This is a genomic window from Novosphingobium sp. SG707, assembly GCF_012275515.1.
In the GTDB taxonomy this organism is placed as follows: domain Bacteria; phylum Pseudomonadota; class Alphaproteobacteria; order Sphingomonadales; family Sphingomonadaceae; genus Novosphingobium.
Map to the genome: position 1 here is coordinate 17,382 of NZ_JAAZQL010000013.1, position 18,187 is coordinate 35,568.

16 protein-coding genes are annotated in these 18,187 nt (G+C 64.8%); 7 read left to right on the forward strand and 9 right to left on the reverse strand.

Features of this window, described 5'->3' with window-relative positions; all coding sequences use genetic code 11:
- Positions 1-5 precede the first annotated feature (5 nt).
- From FHW92_RS23275 to FHW92_RS23295, 5 genes are read right to left on the reverse strand one after another with little or no spacing between them, the layout of a single operon-like run.
- Complete coding sequence (locus FHW92_RS23275; protein WP_168605685.1) at positions 6-1,544, reverse strand: AMP-binding protein; 1,539 nt, start codon at positions 1,542-1,544, stop codon at positions 6-8.
- A 30-nt stretch (positions 1,545-1,574) separates the two neighbouring features.
- Positions 1,575-2,891: an MFS transporter gene (locus tag FHW92_RS23280; RefSeq protein ID WP_168605686.1), complete on the reverse strand. Its 1,317-nt coding sequence runs from the start codon at positions 2,889-2,891 to the stop codon at positions 1,575-1,577.
- 16 nt (positions 2,892-2,907) lie between these two features.
- Complete coding sequence (locus FHW92_RS23285; RefSeq protein WP_168605687.1) at positions 2,908-4,137, reverse strand: acyl-CoA dehydrogenase family protein; 1,230 nt, start codon at positions 4,135-4,137, stop codon at positions 2,908-2,910.
- Positions 4,138-4,166: 29 nt separating this feature from the next.
- Positions 4,167-4,901, reverse strand: coding sequence for an SDR family oxidoreductase (locus FHW92_RS23290; RefSeq protein WP_168605688.1), 735 nt, complete (start codon positions 4,899-4,901; stop codon positions 4,167-4,169).
- 17 nt (positions 4,902-4,918) lie between these two features.
- Positions 4,919-5,950, reverse strand: a complete 1,032-nt coding sequence (locus FHW92_RS23295) for a phosphotransferase family protein (protein ID WP_246870388.1) — start codon at positions 5,948-5,950, stop codon at positions 4,919-4,921.
- Between the two features lie 86 nt (positions 5,951-6,036).
- On the opposite strand from FHW92_RS23295, the gene FHW92_RS23300 reads away from it, so the two are divergent.
- From FHW92_RS23300 to FHW92_RS23330, 7 genes are all read left to right on the forward strand, one after another.
- Positions 6,037-6,753: a TetR/AcrR family transcriptional regulator gene (locus tag FHW92_RS23300; protein ID WP_168605689.1), complete on the forward strand. Its 717-nt coding sequence runs from the start codon at positions 6,037-6,039 to the stop codon at positions 6,751-6,753.
- A gap of 56 nt (positions 6,754-6,809) precedes the next feature.
- Positions 6,810-9,161: a 5-amino-6-(D-ribitylamino)uracil--L-tyrosine 4-hydroxyphenyl transferase CofH gene (cofH, locus tag FHW92_RS23305; RefSeq protein ID WP_168605734.1), complete on the forward strand. Its 2,352-nt coding sequence runs from the start codon at positions 6,810-6,812 to the stop codon at positions 9,159-9,161.
- On the forward strand, positions 9,151-9,810 hold the full coding sequence (gene npdG / locus FHW92_RS23310) for an NADPH-dependent F420 reductase (RefSeq protein WP_168605690.1): 660 nt from the start codon (positions 9,151-9,153) through the stop codon (positions 9,808-9,810). Before cofH ends, npdG begins: the two co-directional genes overlap by 11 nt.
- Positions 9,811-9,816: 6 nt before the next feature.
- Positions 9,817-10,584 carry a coenzyme F420-0:L-glutamate ligase gene (gene cofE / locus FHW92_RS23315; RefSeq protein ID WP_168605691.1) on the forward strand — a complete coding sequence of 256 codons (768 nt, stop codon included), beginning with the start codon at positions 9,817-9,819 and terminating at the stop codon, positions 10,582-10,584.
- Positions 10,581-11,510 carry a 2-phospho-L-lactate transferase gene (gene cofD / locus FHW92_RS23320; RefSeq protein WP_168605692.1) on the forward strand — a complete coding sequence of 310 codons (930 nt, stop codon included), beginning with the start codon at positions 10,581-10,583 and terminating at the stop codon, positions 11,508-11,510. Before cofE ends, cofD begins: the two co-directional genes overlap by 4 nt.
- Positions 11,473-12,099: a 2-phospho-L-lactate guanylyltransferase gene (gene cofC / locus FHW92_RS23325; RefSeq protein ID WP_349237744.1), complete on the forward strand. Its 627-nt coding sequence runs from the start codon at positions 11,473-11,475 to the stop codon at positions 12,097-12,099. The genes cofD and cofC overlap by 38 nt, the downstream gene beginning before the upstream one ends.
- Before the next feature lie 74 nt (positions 12,100-12,173).
- Entirely contained in the window at positions 12,174-13,346 is a 1,173-nt protein-coding gene (locus FHW92_RS23330) for an acetyl-CoA C-acetyltransferase (RefSeq protein WP_168605693.1), read from the forward strand.
- A gap of 242 nt (positions 13,347-13,588) precedes the next feature.
- Here FHW92_RS23330 and FHW92_RS23335 read toward each other — a convergent pair whose 3' ends face one another.
- From FHW92_RS23335 to FHW92_RS23350, 4 genes are read right to left on the reverse strand one after another with little or no spacing between them, the layout of a single operon-like run.
- Complete coding sequence (locus FHW92_RS23335) at positions 13,589-15,244, reverse strand: acyl-CoA dehydrogenase family protein (RefSeq protein ID WP_168605694.1); 1,656 nt, start codon at positions 15,242-15,244, stop codon at positions 13,589-13,591.
- Positions 15,241-16,104, reverse strand: coding sequence for an enoyl-CoA hydratase (locus tag FHW92_RS23340; RefSeq protein WP_168605695.1), 864 nt, complete (start codon positions 16,102-16,104; stop codon positions 15,241-15,243). Before FHW92_RS23340 ends, FHW92_RS23335 begins: the two co-directional genes overlap by 4 nt.
- 14 nt (positions 16,105-16,118) lie before the next feature.
- The gene (locus FHW92_RS23345; protein WP_168605696.1) at positions 16,119-16,901 is read right to left on the reverse strand and encodes an SDR family NAD(P)-dependent oxidoreductase; all 783 of its coding nucleotides are present in this window, start codon (positions 16,899-16,901) and stop codon (positions 16,119-16,121) included.
- A gap of 11 nt (positions 16,902-16,912) precedes the next feature.
- Complete coding sequence (locus FHW92_RS23350; RefSeq protein WP_168605697.1) at positions 16,913-18,145, reverse strand: CaiB/BaiF CoA-transferase family protein; 1,233 nt, start codon at positions 18,143-18,145, stop codon at positions 16,913-16,915.
- Positions 18,146-18,187: the final 42 nt, after the last annotated feature.

The following is an 18,187-nucleotide window of genomic DNA, read 5'->3' on the forward strand; positions in this document are numbered from 1 at the left end:
GGGGATCAGCCTCCGATGGTGCGGTCTGTGGGCCAGAAGCGGGCGCGCAGGGCTTTCTTGTTGACCTTGCCCATGGCGGTGCGGCCGATGTCATCGACCATCTCGTATCCTCGCGGGCATTTGTATCCGGCCAAGGAGGCGCGGCAGAAGGTGTTGAGTTCCTCCGCGCTTGGCGGATCGGCGGGATCGGCGGGGATGACCAGCGCGCGCGCCTCCTCGCCCATTTCCGCATTGGGGGCCGAAACCACCGCGACATCGCCCACCTTGGGGTGGGTAAGGAGGACATGCTCGGCCTCGGCGGGATAGATGTTGACCCCGCCCGAGACGATCATGTCGGAAACCCGGTCGGTGATGAAAAGATAGCCTTCCTCATCGACATAGCCCATCTCGCCCAGTGTAAAGACGCCCGGCGCGATATGGGCGGCGGCGGTCTTTTCCGGGTCGCCGCGATAGATGATGCCATGGCCCGATGTGTCGCGGAAATAGACCTGCCCGACCTGATGCGGGGGGAGAGGCGCGCCATCATCGCCTACGATCACCGTTTCAAACGGAGCCAGCGCGCGGCCCACCGATCCGGGGCGCGCCAGCCATTCGGGCGAGGTGATGAAGGTGGTCGATCCCGCCTCTGTCCCGCCATAGGCTTCGACCAGCACAGGGCCAAACCAGTCGATCATCGCCTTCTTCACATCGCGCGGACAGGCAGCACCCGTGTGGGCCAGACGCTTCATGCTCGACACATCATAGCGCGCGCGGACCTCTGCGGGCAGGGCCAGCATCCGCTGGAAATGGGTTGGCACCATCACCGAACCGGCGATGCGGTGCTGTTCGATCAGGGCCAAGGCGCGCTCGGCGTCGAAATGGCCCATGACGATCACACTGCCCCCGGCAAAGACGTTGCGCGCCATGCCCAGAGGCCCGGTGTGATAAAGCGGCCCCACCACCAGCCCCGGCGAGGGCGTGACCCGCGCGCGCAAAGTTTCGGCCAGCGCCTGAAGTGTGGGCACGCGGGGGAAATATTGCGGCGGTGTCTCGGTGGCCTTGGGGCGGCCCGTGGTGCCCGATGTGTAATGCAGATGGGGCAGGGGCGCGCGGCTGGCGTCGGGCTCGGTGCCGGGCGCGGCGGCGATCCAGTCCTCCCATGCGATCAAACCGGGGCGCGGGGCGCAGCGCCATCCGATCACGGTGTCGATCCCCGCTTCGGCGGCGGCGGCCATCCCGGCCTCCACCGTTTCGGGGCCGACCAGCACGGCAATCGCGCCGGAATCCTTGAAAATATAGGCCGCCTCTGCCGCCGTCAGGTGAAAGCTCACTGGAACGCTGGAAATGCCTGCCTCGATACAGGCGACATAGGCGATCGCCACTTCGGCGGCGTTCTGGGCAAAGACCGCCACGCGGCGTTCGCCGGTAAACGGCAGGCCATCAAGCGCATTCGCCGCATGGTTCAAAACCGGATCAAGCGCATTCCAGCTATAGGCTACGCGTTCATCGGCCAGCGCGAGTTCCTCGCGTTTGTCCGCCGCAATGGCGGCAAGGGTCAGCGACATGGAGCGTCCTTTCGGATAATGGATCGCGCGTCAGCCATGGGGCCCCTCACGCGCGGCAATGGCACCCGCGAGATAGCGCAGCGCCAGTCGGAAAGCGGCCCATGCCAGCACCGTGCCGCCAATCACGACCACCGCCAGCGAGGAACCAAGGGCTGCTTCGGAGCCGAACACATATTGCGTGAGCGCGGCGACAATCGCCGGACCCGCGCCCAGCCCGAGCAGGGTGAAAACAAAGAGGAAGAAGGCCAGCAACCGCGCGCGCACCTGCGCCGGGGCGATCATCGCCATCACCGAGGAGACATAGACCATAAAGGGCACGGTGATGAATTGCGCCACGCAATAACAGGCGAGGAACACCCAGACATTGGCCGCAAAGAACATATAGGCGATGACCGGAAACAGGCCCAGGATCAGCCAGCCATAGAAGCGCAGATGCGCATCCTTCATGCCGCGTGCGAACAATTTGTCCACGATCCAGCCGTTCAGCACGAGGCTGACCGCCGAGATGATGTTCATGATCGACAGGGCGGGGCCATATTGCACCGGCTTCCACCCGAAATGGCGCTCGATATAGGTGGGCACCCAATTGGTCATCGAATAGCCGCAGATCGCCAACGCCGAGGTGCCGATCAACATCAGCCCCAGTAGGCGCCAGTTGCCGCGCATAAAGTCCATCGTGACGGCGCGGGCATTGGCCTGGTCGTTTTCCCCGGCCAGACGGCGGCGCGGCGGATCGGGAAAGGTGAATACCAGCAGGCCCAGCAAGAGTCCGGGCAGGCCCACCATCATCATCACCAATTGCCACGGCTGGCTGGCCGCGTGAAAGGGCAGGGTCATGCCCTTATGCGCGGTGGCCCATGCAATCGCGATGCCGCCAAGGCCAAAGGCCGTGGCCGAACCGACCTTGCCCGCCATCTGAAAGGTCGATGTGGCCCGCGTCAGCAGATGGGGCGGGAAAGCGTCCGCAATCAGCGAATAGGCGGCGGGCAGCAAAGCCGCCTCGCCCGCGCCCACCAGAATGCGCGCGGCCAGCAATCCCTCATAGCTTTGCGCATAGCCGCAGGCGATGGTGGCGCAGGCCCAGACCATCACCCCGCCGCAAATGATCCACCGCCGCGAATAACGATCCGAGGCCCAGCCCAAGGGCAGGCCAAACACCGCATAGAAAATCGCAAAGGAGGTGGAGGTCACCATGCTGACCTGAACATCGGTGAGCAGCAGGTGCTTCTTGATCGGGCTGACCAGCATGGACAGGATCAGCCGGTCCACCCAGCTTTGCACATAGAGCAGGAACAGCACCGCGACCATCCACCAACTGCGGCTCAGGTTTTGAGGTTGATTTTCCATCGCGGTGTGCTCCGGCTTATCGGACAGGAAGGGCGGACAGTTGGGCTATTTTCAATTTGCCCAATTGGGCCAGATGCACCTCGTCCGGGCCGTCGGTCAGGCGGACATAGCGCGCGTTGATAAAGGCGCTGGCCACCGGAAAGTCCTTGGACAGGCCGATGCCGCCATGGACCTGTATCGCGCGGTCGGTCACGGTTTGCGCCATGCGCGGGGCAACGATCTTGATCGCGGCGATCAGATCCTTGGCCGCCTTGTTGCCATAGCGGTCCATCGCATCGGCGGCCTTGAGCGTAAGCAGCCGCGCCTGTTCGACCTCGCAGAAGGAGAGGGCGACTTCCTGACGGATGCTGCCCTGATCGGCCAGCTTGCGGCCAAAGGCGACGCGTTCATTCACGCGGCGTGCCATATATTCCAGCGCGCGCTGGGCCTGTCCGATCACGCGCATGCAATGGTGGATGCGGCCCGGCCCGAGGCGGCCCTGCGCGATCTCGAACCCGCGCCCCTCGCCCAGCACCATATTGGCGGCCGGAACGCGGACATTGGTAAAGCTGACCTCGGCATGGCCGGTGGGCGAATGATAGGTGCCCAGCACGTCCAGAGGGCGCACGATCTCGATGCCGGGCGTGTCGCGCGGTACAAGGATCATTGAATGCTGCTGATGCTTGCTGCGGCTCTCGTCAGGCGTGCGGCCCAGCACGATGAACAGCTTGGTGTTGGGATCGCAGGCGCTGGAGATCCACCACTTGCGACCATTGATGACATATTCATCGCCATCGCGGACAATCGAGGTTTCGATATTGGTGGCGTCCGAGGATGCCACCGCCGGTTCGGTCATCACATAGGAAGAGCGGATCTCGCCCGCCATCAGGGGCGTCAGCCATTGTTCCTGCTGCTCGGGCGTGCCGTAGCGGGCGAGCACTTCCATATTGCCCGAATCCGGCGCGGCGCAGTTGAAATATTCCGAAGCGCCGATCACGCGCCCCATGATCTCGGCCAGCGGGGCATATTCCAGATTGGTCAGGCCCGGGCTGAAGGCGCCATATTCATGGGGCAGGAACAGGTTCCACAAGCCCGCATCCCTGGCCTTGGCCTTGATGCCCTCGGTGCCGTGCCAGCGTTTCCACGCATTGGCCGGATCGGCGTGAAAGCGGTCGCGCTCCTTTTCGATGGGGTAGACATAGGCGTCCATGAAGGTGGTCAATTGCGCGGACAGCGCCTTCACCTTGTCGGAATATTCAAAATCCATCGGGGTGAACCCTTTGCGAAGTGAGGATTTTAGAGGGTAAGGCCGCCATCGACGATGATGGTCTGGCCGCAGATGTAGCCGGCCAGCGGCGAGGCGAGGAACAGGGCGACGCCCGCCATTTCCTCGACCGTGCCAAACCGGCGCAGGGGGATCTTGGCCAAGGCGCGCTCGCGGCGCTCGTCATTGTCCATCGTCACCTTGGTCATCTTGGTGTCGACCAGACTGGGCGCGATGCCGTTGACGCGGATGCCGTCGCCCGCCCATGCCTGGGCCAGCGTGCGCACCAGATTGACCGCGCCCGCCTTGGATGCGGCATAGGCCGGATTGCCCATCGTCGCGCGAAAGGCGCCGATGGAGCTGACGACGATGACGCTGCCCTTGGCGGCGGAGAGTTCGGCGTGGAAGCGCTGCGAAATATGCATCACGCTGCCCAGATTGACCGCCATCACCTTGTCCCAGCCTTCGGGGGTGAATTCCTGACGGCGGTAAAGCACCGCGCCCTGCGAATGGATCAGGATATCGATGGTATCAAAGGGCGCGGGGGCGGCGGCAATCGCGGCCGGATCGCTGACATCGACCTGCGTATAGCCGAGGCCCGACAGGTCCGATCCTTCCTCGCCCGCATAATCGGTCGCGGCGGCACGCGTGCCCCAGACATGGACATGGGCGCCCGCGTCAAACAGCGCGCGGGCAATGCCATTGCCGATCCCGCTGGAGCCGCCAATGACCAGCGCGTTTTTGCCGGTGAAATCGAGTGGGTTCATCGGGCGGAAAACTCCCTTTAGCGGATGAGGCGCGCGGCGCGCTCGAACAGGTGGATGGCGCGGCCATGCAGGCGGTCGCCGACATCGCGCGGCGCCTTTCCGGCGCAGGCGCGGGCAAAGGTGCCTTCAAGCAGGATGCCCAGCTTGTAACAGGCCAGAACGTGATACCAGTCGACGGCCGACAGATTGCGGGCCGACCCTTCGACATAGCGAGCGATCAGCTCAGCAGGCGTGGGAAAGCCGTCCCATGGCGTGACCGACACCGTGCTCGCGCCGTCTCCATCGGGCCATGTCGCCAGCACCCAGCCCAGATCGAGCAGCGGGTCGCCAATCGTGGCCAGTTCCCAATCGACAATCGCGGCCAGATCGGCGCTGTCGCGGCGGTACATGACATTGGCCAGATGATAGTCGCCATGCATGATGCCGGGGATGAACGCGCCCGGACGATGCGCATCGAGCCAGGCGCCCACCGCCCCCACATCGGGCAGCGCGCTCGCGCCGGGCCATTCGACAAAATCGGCATAGGAGGCCAGTTGATCGCGCCAGCGCGACACTTGCCGATCAAGGAAACCTTCGGGTCGCCCGAAACCTTCAAGGCCCACGGCGCGGTAATTGACCCGCCCCAGCGCGGCAATGCCATCGACCAGCGCCAGACCCATCGCATGGCGCATGGCGGGCGAGGAGGCATGAGGCTCCGGCAATTGTCCGATGGGGTTGAAGCCATCGACCGGCTCCATCAGATAGAAGGCACAGCCCAGTACTTCCTCATCATCACAGGCCGCGATCAACGCCGGATGGGGCACCTCGCTGCCCGCCAATGCGCGCAGCACGCGGGCCTCGCGGCGCATCGTCTCGTTCGAATTGGCGCGCGGGTGCAAAGGGGGGCGGCGAAACACGAAGGTCCGCCCGTCCATGGCAAAGCGCAACAGGATATTCTGCGTGCCTCCCGCCAGCGTGCTGACGTCCTCGATCACGCCGCCGCCCAGCCCTTGAGCACGCATCCAAGCGCCCAGCGAATCGGTGTTTACGCCCAAATTCACAAGAGACATCCTCAACTTATGCGATGTGCAACCATCGTCTAATGCAAATGGATAATGCACTTGACGAAGGCGCTTGGCAATGAGATTTTGCACTCATGGTCAGACTTCAGAAACCACGGGCAGAGGAAAACGGGACGGGCGGCGCTGAGCAGATCAAGCGCATCGCGCTGCGTCTGTTTGCCGAACGCGGGGTCGATGGCGTGACGGTGCGCGAGATTGCGGCTGCGGCAGGACAGAAGAATCACGGCGCGGTGGGCTATCATTTCGGGTCCAAGGAAACGCTGGTGCGCGCGATCATTAAGGATGGCGCGGTGGAGCTGGACCGGCTGCGCAACAGCGCGCTCGATGCGGTGGAGGCGGACGGCGGCCCGCGCCATCTGCGCGATGTGGTCGATGTGCTGATCGGTTCGGTCACGGCGCTGTCGGATGATGATTATGTGCGCTTCATCACGCTGTTCGGCATGACGCATCGCGATCTGATGATCGAGGCGATCGAGCCGGAATGGAACCATGCCTATGGCCGGTGTCTGGCGCATCTGCGCCGCCTGATGCCGGTGATGAGCGCGCAGATGCGCAACCAGCGTTTCGTTTTCATGGGCGCGCTGCTCAGCGCGGTGCTCTCGGCGCGGGCGCGGGCCTTGGCCGATCCCACGCGGACCCATCCGATGTGGGCGGGCGACATCGGCCTTGAACATTTCGCGCAGGTGATGACCGCGATGCTGGCGGCCCCGGTCGATTTGCCGGATAGTGAATTGCAAATGGCTGATTCGAAAAGGCTTGCCGATCATGGGCCGCTTGGCCCGGTCGGATAGAATACGGGAGAGAGACAGTGGAAAGCGCGACCAAAACTGGCGCCTTTGATGCGGATATGCCGCTTGATGCCATGATGGCGGCGGCCTGCGCCCTGCGCGATGCGGGGCATGGGCGGGTGCAGACATGGTCGCGCAAAGTGTTCATCCCGCTCACGCAATTGTGCCGGGACCGGTGCCATTACTGCACCTTTGCCCAGCCGCCCCAGCCGGGCGAATCGCCCTATATGAGCCGCGAGGATGTGCTGGCCGTGGCGCGGGCCGGGGCGGCGGCGGGTTGCACCGAGGCCCTGTTCACCTTGGGCGACAAGCCGGAACTGCGTTACAGCGCGGCGCGTGAGGCGCTGGCCAGGATGGGCTATGCCACCACGATTGATTACCTGATCGCGATGTGCGCGGCGGTGCGTGATGAAACGGGCCTGCTGCCCCATGTGAATGCGGGCGTGATGAGCCGCGAGGATATGGCGGCCCTGCGCGAGGTGTCCGTTTCGCAGGGGCTGATGCTCGAATCGCTCAGCCTGCGCCTGTGCGCCAAGGGCGGCCCGCATTACCGATCCCCGGACAAGGAGCCCGAGGCGCGGCTGGCCATGCTGCGTCAGGCGGGCGAATTGCGCGTGCCTTTCACCACCGGCATCCTGATCGGCATTGGCGAAACGCGCGAGGAACGGATTGAGGCGCTGGAGGCCATTGCCGCCGAGCACCGCCGTTACGGCCATGTGCAGGAAGTCATCGTCCAGAATTTCCGCGCCAAAGCCCGCACCCCCATGGCCGATGCGCCCGAACCGGATCTGGATGATCTGCTCTGGACCATCGCGGCGGCGCGGCTGATTCTGGGGCCGGATATGAACATTCAGGCCCCGCCCAACCTGTCGGCGGATGATTTTCCGCGCCTGATCGCGGCGGGGATCAATGATTGGGGCGGGGTTTCGCCCGTCACCATCGACCATGTGAACCCCGAAGCGCCATGGCCCGAAGTCACTCGCCTGCGCGCCGGGACCGAGCATGCCGGGCGCAGCCTTGTCGCGCGCCTGCCCGCCTATCCGGCATGGCTGGGCGCCGATTGGCAGGCGCCCGCGATGCGCCGCGCGATTATGGCGGCGGGCGATGCGCAAGGATACGCGCGCGATGACATGTGGTCGCCGGGCGTGGCGCTGCCCAAGCGGGACGTGGTGGCCTCCGCCCTATCGGTTTCCCCCGAAATTGCCGATGCGGTGCAATCGGCGCTGGCGGGCGACGCGCTGGATGAGGAGGCCATCGTCACGCTCTTTTCCGCGCGTGATGCCGATCTCGAGCATGTCTGCGCGGCGGCCGACAATCTGCGGCGGGAGAAGAAGGGGGACGCCATCACCTATGTCGTCAACCGCAACATCAATTACACCAATATCTGCACCTTCAAATGCGGCTTCTGCGCCTTTTCCAAGGGCGATATGGCCGAGGCTTTGCGCGGTCGCCCCTATGACCTGTCGATGGACGAGGTGATCCGCCGCACCGCCGAGGCATGGGCGCGCGGGGCCACTGAGGTCTGTCTGCAAGGCGGTATCCATCCGCATTACACCGGCGAGACCTATATCAATCTGGCCAAGGCGGTCCGCGCGGCGGTGCCGGAAATGCATATCCATGCCTTTTCCCCGCTGGAGGTGTCGCAGGGGGCCAAGGCGTCGAACCTGTCGCTCGAAGGCTATCTGCGCGCGCTGAAAGAGGCTGGCCTCGATACCCTGCCGGGCACGGCGGCCGAGATTCTCGACGATGAGGTGCGCGATGTTATCTGCCCCGACAAGCTGACCACCGACGAATGGCTGGAGGTGATCGAGACGGCGCATCGCGTGGGCTTCAAGACCACCGCGACGATCATGTTCGGCCATGTCGAAACCCCGCATCACTGGGCGCGCCACCTGATCCGCATCCGCGATCTTCAGGAGCGTACCGGGGGCTTTACCGAATTCGTGCCTCTGCCCTTCATCCATATGGAGGCGCCGATGGCGATCAAGGGACAGGCCCGCCATGGCCCGACCTTCCGCGAGGTGCGCCTGATGCATGCCGTGGCGCGATTGGTGTTCAACGGCCGCATCGATTCGATCCAGACCAGTTGGGTGAAACTGGGCGAGGAGGGGGTGAAGGCCTGCCTCAATTCGGGCGCCAATGATCTGGGCGGCACGTTGATGAATGAAAGCATCAGCCGCGCGGCGGGCGCCGCCCATGGGCAGGAAATGCCGCCCGAGGCGATGGAAGCCTTGATTCGCAGTATCGGGCGCGTGCCGGTGCAGCGCAGCACCGCCTATGGCGCGGTGGCGCAGGAAACTCACCAGCGCGGGCTGAACGCCGAGGCGCTGACCCCGATGATCCAGACCCCGCCGCGCAAGAAGCGCGAGGGGGCCAATGATAAAACAGAGAGGTTTGAACATGCAGGATAAGGCAACCATCGCCGTTCTGGGCGGCACGGGTAAGGAAGGCGGCGGGCTGGCGCTGCGCTGGGCGCACAAGGGGCACCGCGTCATCATCGGCGGCCGCAGCGCCGAGCGCGCGGGCGAGAGTGCGGCGGCGATGAATGCCACGCTGGGCGGTGAGAATGTGTCGGGCATGGCCAATGTCGATGCCGCCGCTGCGGCCGATATTGTGGTGCTGGCGGTGCCCTATGCCGCGCAGCAGGCCACGGTGCAGGAGGTTGCCGCTGGCCTTGCGGGCAAGATCCTGATCGACGTGACCGTGCCGCTGGTCCCGCCCAAGGTCAGCCGGGTGCATATTCCCGAGGGCGGATCGGCGGTCGAGGCGGTGCAGAAGATGCTGGGCGAGGGCGTCCGGGTGGTTTCGGCCTTCCAGAACATTTCGGCCCATCACCTGACCAAGCTGGACGAAGAGATCGAATGCGACGTTCTGGTCTGCGCCGATGATGGCGCGGCGGGCGATGAGGTGGTGGCGCTGGCGCAGGAAATCGGCCTGCGCGCATGGTATGCCGGCCCCCTGTGCAATTCGATTGTTGCCGAGGGGCTGACCTCGGTGCTGATCGCGCTCAACCGGCGGTATAAGGTGCCGGGCGCGGGCATCCGGATTACGGGTGTATAAGATCCCATGGGCGCACCTACTCTCTCGATCCATGCCTTGCCCGGCGTGCCGCTGGTCGCGCCGGGCGACGATCTGGGGCGGGTGATCCTTGATGCGCTGGGCGCAGGCGGGCTGGCCTTGCGCGATGGCGACATCATCGTGCTGGCGCAAAAGATCGTGTCCAAGGCCGAGGGGCGTGCGATCCCGTTATCAGGGGTCCGGCCCTCGTTTGCGGCGCAGGATCTGGCCACCCGCTGCGACAAGGATGCGCGGCTGGTCGAACTGATCCTGTCGGAAACCGACCGGGTGATGCGGGTGCGGCGCGGGGTGCTGATCGTGCGGCATCGGCTGGGTTTTGTGCTGGCCAATGCCGGGATCGATCAATCCAATGTCGATCAGGGCGAGGAGCCTGTGGCGCTGCTGCTCCCGCTGGACCCCGACGCGAGCGCGGCGGCGATCCGTGGCGCATTGCGGCATGCGACCGGCGCCGATGTGGCGGTGGTCATCATCGACAGTTTCGGCCGGGCGTGGCGCAATGGCACATGCGGGGTGGCCATCGGCTGCGCTGGCATGGCGGGGCTGCTCGACCTGCGCGGCACGCCCGATCTCTATGGTCGCGAACTGGCGACCAGCGAGTTGGGCCTTGCCGATGAGGTGGCGGCGGCGGCTTCGCTTGCCATGGGGCAGGCGGCGGAAGGATCGCCCATCGTGCTGCTGCGCGGGGTGGCCTATGGTCGGCGTGAAGGCAAGGCGGCGGAGCTGATCCGCACGCCGGAAATGGATCTGTTCCCATGAGCATATTGGCAATAGCGGGCGGGGTCGGCGGGGCCAAACTGGCGGCGGGGCTAGCGGCGGTCTTGCCTGCGGGCGAATTGACCATCGCGGTCAACACCGGCGATGATTTTGAACATATGGGCCTGACCATCTGCCCCGATATCGATTCGGTCACCTATGCCTTGGCGGGGATGAACAACCGCGAAAAGGGCTGGGGCGTCACCGGCGAGACATGGGCCTTTATGGACATGGCGGGCAAGCTGGGCGGAGAGACATGGTTTGCGCTGGGCGATCGCGATCTGGCCACGCATGTTTTGCGCACGCAGGCTTTGCGCGGGGGGCAAAGCCTCTCGGCGGTGGTGGCGCGGATGACGGCGGCGCTGGGCATTGGCCAAAGGCTCGTGCCGATGAGCGATGATCCGGTGCGCACGATTATCTCGACTGACGAGGGCGATCTGGCCTTTCAGGATTATTTCGTGCGGCGGCAATGCGCGCCGGTGTTCCGCGCGATCCGTTTCGACGGGGCGGAGCGGGCGCAGATGGCGCAGGGTTTTGCCGCCGCTCTGGCCGATCCGGGGCTGGAGGCGATTGTCTTTTGCCCTTCCAACCCGATCCTTTCGATTGCGCCGATCCTGTCGGTGCCGGGGGTGCGCGATGCGTTGATGGGGCGGCGGGTGCCTGCCGTGGCGCTCTCGCCCTTTATTGCGGGGCAAGCGATCAAGGGGCCGGCGGCCAAGATCATGGGCGAACTGGGCCTTGGCACGACACCCGGCGCGGTGGCGGATCAATATGCCGGGCTGATCGACGGGTTGATGGTGGACAGCGCGGATGCCGGGGCGCTTGATGGCGTGGTGGTCTGCGCGACCGACACGTTGATGCGCGACCCGGCGGATCAGGCAAGGCTGGCGCGTGAAGTGCTGGGCTTTGCCCGCAAGCTGGCGGATTGAGGCGATGGCGCGGCCGGTCATCCTGATCCCGGTCAAACCCTTTGCGCAGGGTAAGTCGCGGCTGGCGGGCGTGATGGATGAGGCCGCGCGCGAGGCTTTGGCGCGGCGGCTGTTTGCCCATGTTCTGGGGCAGGCGAAGCAGGTTGCCGATGTGCTGGTGGTCAGCCGCGACGAGGATGCGCTGGCGCAGGCGCGCGGCGCGGGCGCGATGGCGCTGCGCGAGACATGGGCGGGGCATAATCCGGCGCTGGCGCAGGCCTTGCTGGAACTGGACCGGATGGCGCGCGCGCCGGTGCTGATCGTCAGTTCGGATCTGCCCTTGCTGGACGCGCAGGATTTGCGTGTGATGCTGGCGCCGCCGATGGGTGTCTCGGTGATGATCGCCACCGACACGGCGGGGCAGGGGACCAATGCGCTCTATCTGGCCCATCCCGCGATCCTTGCCCTGCGCTTTGGACCGGGCAGCCGCGCCGCGCATGAGCGCGAGGCGGCGCGCGCCGGGCTGGGCTGCCGGGTGATCCGGCGCGAGGGGCTGGCGCGCGATCTGGATGTGCCGGAGGATCTTCCTATTTTGCTCTCAAGGGCATAATTGGCTTGTGTGATCCGGGCTGGAATGCCTATAATTCTGCATCACAGTATAGATTCATAAAGAGAGGATGAGGCATGGCGGAAGCCTATATCGTGGCCGTGGCGCGTTCGGCCGGGGGCAAGCGCGGCGGGCGGCTGGCCGGGGTGCATCCGGCGGATCTGGCCGGGCGGGTGTTGGCCGGTTTGATCGACCGGGCGGGGGTTGATCCCGCGCTGGTCGAGGATGTCATCATGGGCTGCGCCTGCCCTGGCGGTGAGCAGGGCGCCAATATCGCCCGCAACGCGGTGCTGGCGGGCGGATTGCCCGAATCGGTGCCCGGCACGCATGTTGACCGCCAATGCGGATCGAGCCAGCAGGCCGTCCACTTTGCCGCCGCCACGGTCATGGCGGGGGTGATGGACGTGGTGATCGCGGCGGGCGTCGAGAGCATGACCCGCGTGCCGATGGGCCTGCCCTGGACGCTGGCGGCCAAGCATGGTTTCGGCACATACCGCAGCCCCGGCATCGAGGCGCGCTATCCCGACACGCCCTTCAGCCAGTTTGGCGGGGCCGAAATGCTGGCCAAGAAATATGGCCTGACGCGCGATGTGCTGGATGCCTATGCGCTGGAAAGTCATCGCCGCGCCGCCGCCGCGACAGCAGAGGGCAAGTTTGACGCCGAAATCATCCCGCTGGAAGTGGTCACGCCCGAAGGTGAGACGGTGATCCACAAGACCGACGAAGGCATCCGCGCCGATGCCAGCCTCGAAAAGATCAGCAGCGTCAAATTGCTGACCGAGGGCGGCGTCATCAGCGCGGCCAATGCCAGCCAGATCTGCGACGGCGCGGCAGCGGTGCTGGTGGTCAACGAACGGGGGCTGAAGGCTTTGGGGTTGAAGCCCTTGGCCCGCATCCATCAGATGACCGTCCTTGGCCATGATCCCGTCATCATGCTCGAAGCCCCGATCCCGGCCACCCAGCGCGCTCTGGCCAAGGCGGGTATGGGGATCGGAGACATCGACCTCTATGAAGTCAACGAGGCCTTTGCCCCGGTGCCTTTGGCTTGGGCGCAGGCGCTGGGTGCCGATACGGCGCGGATGAATGTGCATGGCGGGGCGATCGCGCTGGGGCATCCTTTGGGCGGGTCGGGTGCGAAGTTGATGGCGACCCTTGTCAGTGCCCTGCATTCGACCGGGGGGCGTTATGGCTTGCAGACCATGTGTGAGGCGGGCGGGATGGCCAATGTGACGATTGTGGAGAGGTTGTAAGAAGGGGAGTTTGCCTCCGGCGGGCAAAGGGGCTTGGCCCCTTTGCAATCCCGTTAATGGGTGAAATGGCCGCCTTGGTGGGTGGAATAATGAAAGCCTGCGGCGCGGTAAGGGCACCCCTCTCCGCGCCGCAGGCTTTATCATTTCAACGCCGCGTCCGACACAAAACGCTGAACACAACACGCAACGCAGACAGTAACGGGAGCGCGAGGGTCTAGACCCTCGCACCTAAAACCCTTTCTTCAATTCCCGCCATCCAGCAACCGCCGCGCAATCACCTGCGCCTGAATCTCGCCCGCGCCTTCAAAGATGTTCAAAATCCGCGCATCGGCCAGCAGGCGGCTGACGACATATTCCATGGCGAAACCGTTGCCGCCGTGGATCTGCAAGGCATTGTCCGCCGCCGCCCAAGCCACGCGCGCACCGATCAGCTTGGCCATGCCGGCTTCAAGGTCGCATCGCTTGCCTTCGTCCTTGCGGCGGGCGGCGAAATAGGTGAGCTGGCGCGCGCCCATGATTTCCGCCGCCATCATCGCCAGCTTGTTGGCCACGCGGGGGAATTCGATGATCGGGCGCCCGAATTGCTTGCGGTCCATCGCATAGGCAAGGCCCACGTCGAGCGAGGCCTGCGCCACGCCGATGGCGCGCGCGGCGGTCTGGATGCGCGCGCTTTCAAACGTGGCCATCAATTGCTTGAAGCCTTGCCCCTCGACCCCGCCCAGCAGGTTTTCGGCGGGGACGCGGAAATCGTCGAAGCCGATTTCGTATTCCTTCATGCCGCGATAGCCGATCACGCCGATCTCGCCCCCGCTCATGCCGGGGCTGGGGAAGGGGTTGGCCTCATCGCCGCGCATTTTAGGCGCGATCAGCATCGACAGACCGCTGTGGTTGCGCGTTTCCGGATTGGTGCGCACCAGCAGCGTCATCACATCGGCGCGGGCGGCATGGGTGATCCATGTCTTGTTGCCGCTGATGCTGTATTCCTCGCCGTTCAGCGTGGCGCGGGTCCGCAAAGAACCCAGATCCGAACCCGTGTCCGGCTCGGTAAACACGGCGGTGGGCAGGATCGCCGCGCTGGCGATTTGCGGCAACCAATGCTGCTTCTGCTCCAACGTGCCGCCGGTCAGGATCAGTTCGGCGGCGATTTCGGACCGCGTGGCCAGCGAGCCGACCCCGATCCACCCGCGCGACAATTCTTCGGACACCACGCACATCGCGGTCTTGCCCATGCCCAGCCCGCCGAATTCCTCAGGGATGGTCATGGCGAACACGCCCATCTCGCCCAGTTCGTCGACCAGTTCGATGGGGATCAATTCGTCCTTCAAATGCCATTCGTGAGCATGGGGCGCGACCTTGTCATTCGAGAGGGCAAAGAATTGATCGCGGATCAGGGTGAGCGTTTCATCGAGCCCGCAATTTTCCAAAGTCACCCGCCCGCGCGCATCCATTAGGTGGCGCGCGATGGCGGTTTTGACCTCTTGCGTCCCGCCCTCGCGGATCAGGCGGGTCAGGGCGGGGGCGTCGAGCGCATCGGCATGATCGCAGAGGTCAGCAGGGCGGATCACCTCGCCCTGATTCATCGCGATGCCGCCGCGCATCTGCGCGCCATATTCGGCAAACAGCAATTGGGCGAGCAGGGCCTCGACCTCGGTAAATTCCCCGGCCTGCTCCAGCGCGGCGGCCCATGTGGAAACCTCGCGCAGCAATTCGGCATAGGAGGCATACCAGCCAAAGCCATGGACGATATGCTGCTCTACATCGGCGGCAACACGGTCCACCTTGCCCTCGGGCGTGGCGATGCGGGCCTTCACCTGCGGCTGGGCATGGGCGACAAAAGCCGCTGCCGCATCCGCCGCCTGGGAAAGCAGGGCGGTCAGCCCCGGCAGAATAAGCGTCATTCCTTATCCCCCGCCTGCTTCTTGTTGGCCGCCGCCATCGCCTTGGAGTCAAGCCCGCCGACAAGATGGCCCGTCATCAATTGATTATGCGCATGGGCCAGATGGTGCATGTGGAACACGCCATCCATCGCCTGACGCTTGCCGCGCAGATCCTCTACGAAATTGAACGCCTGCTTGGTCAGCGCCATGCCGAAACGGTCGCGTTCGACCAGTTCGGCGGCGATCTTGGCGACTTCCTCGCGCAGGGTTTCGCGCGGGTGGATTTCGTTGACCATGCCGAACTGATAGGCGCGCGCGGCCGGCATCCGGCGGCCCAGCAGGAGCAATTCACGCGCCACGCGGGGCGGCAATTCAAACGCATGGGCGAAATATTCCACGCCCGGCTGCGCCATGCGCAACACCGGGTCCTGAAAGAACGCATCCTCCGACGCGATGATCAGGTCGCACACCCACGCCAGCATCAGCCCGCCCGCAATGCACGCGCCCTGCACCATGGCGATCATCGGTTTGGGAATCTCCTGCCAGCGGCGGCACAGGCCCAGATAGCCGTCCTGCTCCAGCACATATTGCCGCTCGGCCCCTCCCTTGTTGGTGTGGTCCCACCACATCGTCGTGCGGTGGCGCGGCATGTGGCTGTCCTTGTCGGGAGTGCCGATGTCGTGGCCTGCGGAAAAATGCTTCCCCTCGCCGCCCAGCACGATGACCTTGACCTCATCATCCTCGACCGCGCGTTTGAACGCATCGTCCAGTTGGCCCAGCAGGCGATAGTTCTGCGCATTGGAATATTGCGGGCGGTTCAGCATCACCCATGCCACGCCATCGGTGACGTTATAGGTGACGAATTCGGGTTCCTCGCTCATCGGCTCTATCCCCCTCAACGCGGCGCCATGCGGATGCCGCCGTCCAGCCGGACATCCTCGCCGTTCCAATAATCGTTCTCGATCATGGCCAGCGCCATGGCGGCAAATTCGGGCGGGCGGCCAAAACGCTTGGGGAAGGGCACGCTGGCGGCCAGCGATTGCTTCACCGCATCGGCCGCGCGCGCCATCAAGGGCGTGTCGAAAATGCCCGGCAGGATGCAGTTCACCCGGATGCCATCGTTCATCAGATCGCGCGCCATCGGTAGCGTCAGGCTGACGATCCCGCCCTTGGAGGCGGCATAGGCGGCCTGGCCGATCTGACCATCCTCTGCGGCCACGCTGCCGGTGTTGATGATGACGCCGCGCGCGCCATCCTCCAGCGGCGAGAGATCCAGCATACCGCGCGCCGATTTGGCGCAGCAGCGGAAGGTGCCGATCAGGTTGATCTGGATGATCCGCTCGAACTGGTCGGTGGGGAAGGCTTTGGTTTCGCCGGTCGCCTTGTCACGCGAGGCGGTTTTGATGACATTGCCGGTGCCCGCGCAATTCACAAGGATGCGCTCCTGCCCATGGGCCTCGCGCGCCTTGGCGAAACCTGCATCCACGCTGGCCTCGTCGATCACATCCACCTTGCAGAACAGGCCGCCGATGTCGGCCGCGACTTTTTCGCCGGTTTCCTCGTTGAAATCGAACAGGGCGACCTTGACCCCTTTGGCCGCCAAGGCGCGCGCCGTGGCCTCGCCAAGGCCCGAGGCGCCGCCGGTGACAATGGCCGAAACGCTGGTGTCGAGTTGCATCAATTCTCTCCTCAAGCCTTGCGCTGGGCAATGACGCCATCGGCGGACAGCGCATCAAGCGCCTCCTCCGTCATGGGCAGCCAGTCCCGCAGGATCTCGTTGGTATGCTCGCCCACGCGGGGGGGCTGGCGGCGGTAATCGGCGGGCGTGGCGGACAGCTTGCCCGGATAGGTGACAGTGGGGATTTCCACCCCATCCTCGCGCGTGAAGCGGTGGACGGTGCCGCGCGCTTCGATAAAGGGGTCTTCGAACACGTCCTTGATGGTGTTGACCGGGCCGGAGGGCACGCCACAGGCCTCGAAACGGTCGATCAGGCTGTTGCGCGTGTGGGGACGGACCAGATCCTGCACGATGGCCTCAATCGCATCGCGGTTGATCAGGCGCGCGCGGCTGGTGGCGAAACGCGGATCATCGGCCAGATGGGCGGCGTCCATTTCGACGCAGAGCGCGCGGAACTGTCGGTCATTGCCCACCGCGATAATCATCACGCCATCGGCCACTTCAAAGGTCTTGTACGGCACCACCGTGGGATGGCGATTGCCCAGCCGCCCCGGAACGACCCCGCCCACCAGCCAGTTCGAACCCTGATTGGCCAGCATGGCGATTTGCGTGTCGAGCAGGGAAATGTCGATCTGCTGCCCTTCGCCGGTGCGTTCGGCATGGCGCAGCGCGGCCAGGATCGAGACGGTGGCATACATGCCGGTGGACAGGTCCGCCATGGCCACGCCCGCGCGCAGCGGTCCGCCATCCTCTTCGCCGGTGATCGACATGAAGCCGCCCATGCCCTGCGCGATGAAATCATAGCCGCCGCGTTTGGTATAGGGCCCGGTCTGGCCAAAGCCGGTGATCGAGCAATAGACCGCGCGCGGGTTGATCGCCTTCAGGCTTTCATAATCCAGCCCGTATTTCTTCAGCCCGCCGACCTTGAAATTTTCCACGATAATGTCGGCCCGCGCCGCCAGATCGCGGATCAGCGCCGCGCCATCGGGATGGGCCAGATTGATTGCGGCCGACCTCTTGTTGCGATTGGCGCAGAGGTAATAGGCGCTCTCGCCCAGTTCGGGCGCGCCATCGGGGCCGATCAGATTGGGCGGGCCCCAAGCGCGCGTATCGTCGCCCGCGCCGGGCAATTCGATCTTGATCACATCGGCGCCGAAATCGGCCAGAATCTGCGTTGACCACGGCCCGGCCAGCACGCGCGACAGGTCCAGCACCCGCACGCCATCAAGCGCGCGCGCGCTCATGCGGGATGTCCGTTATATGTGGTGATAAGGGGCACGCGCCTG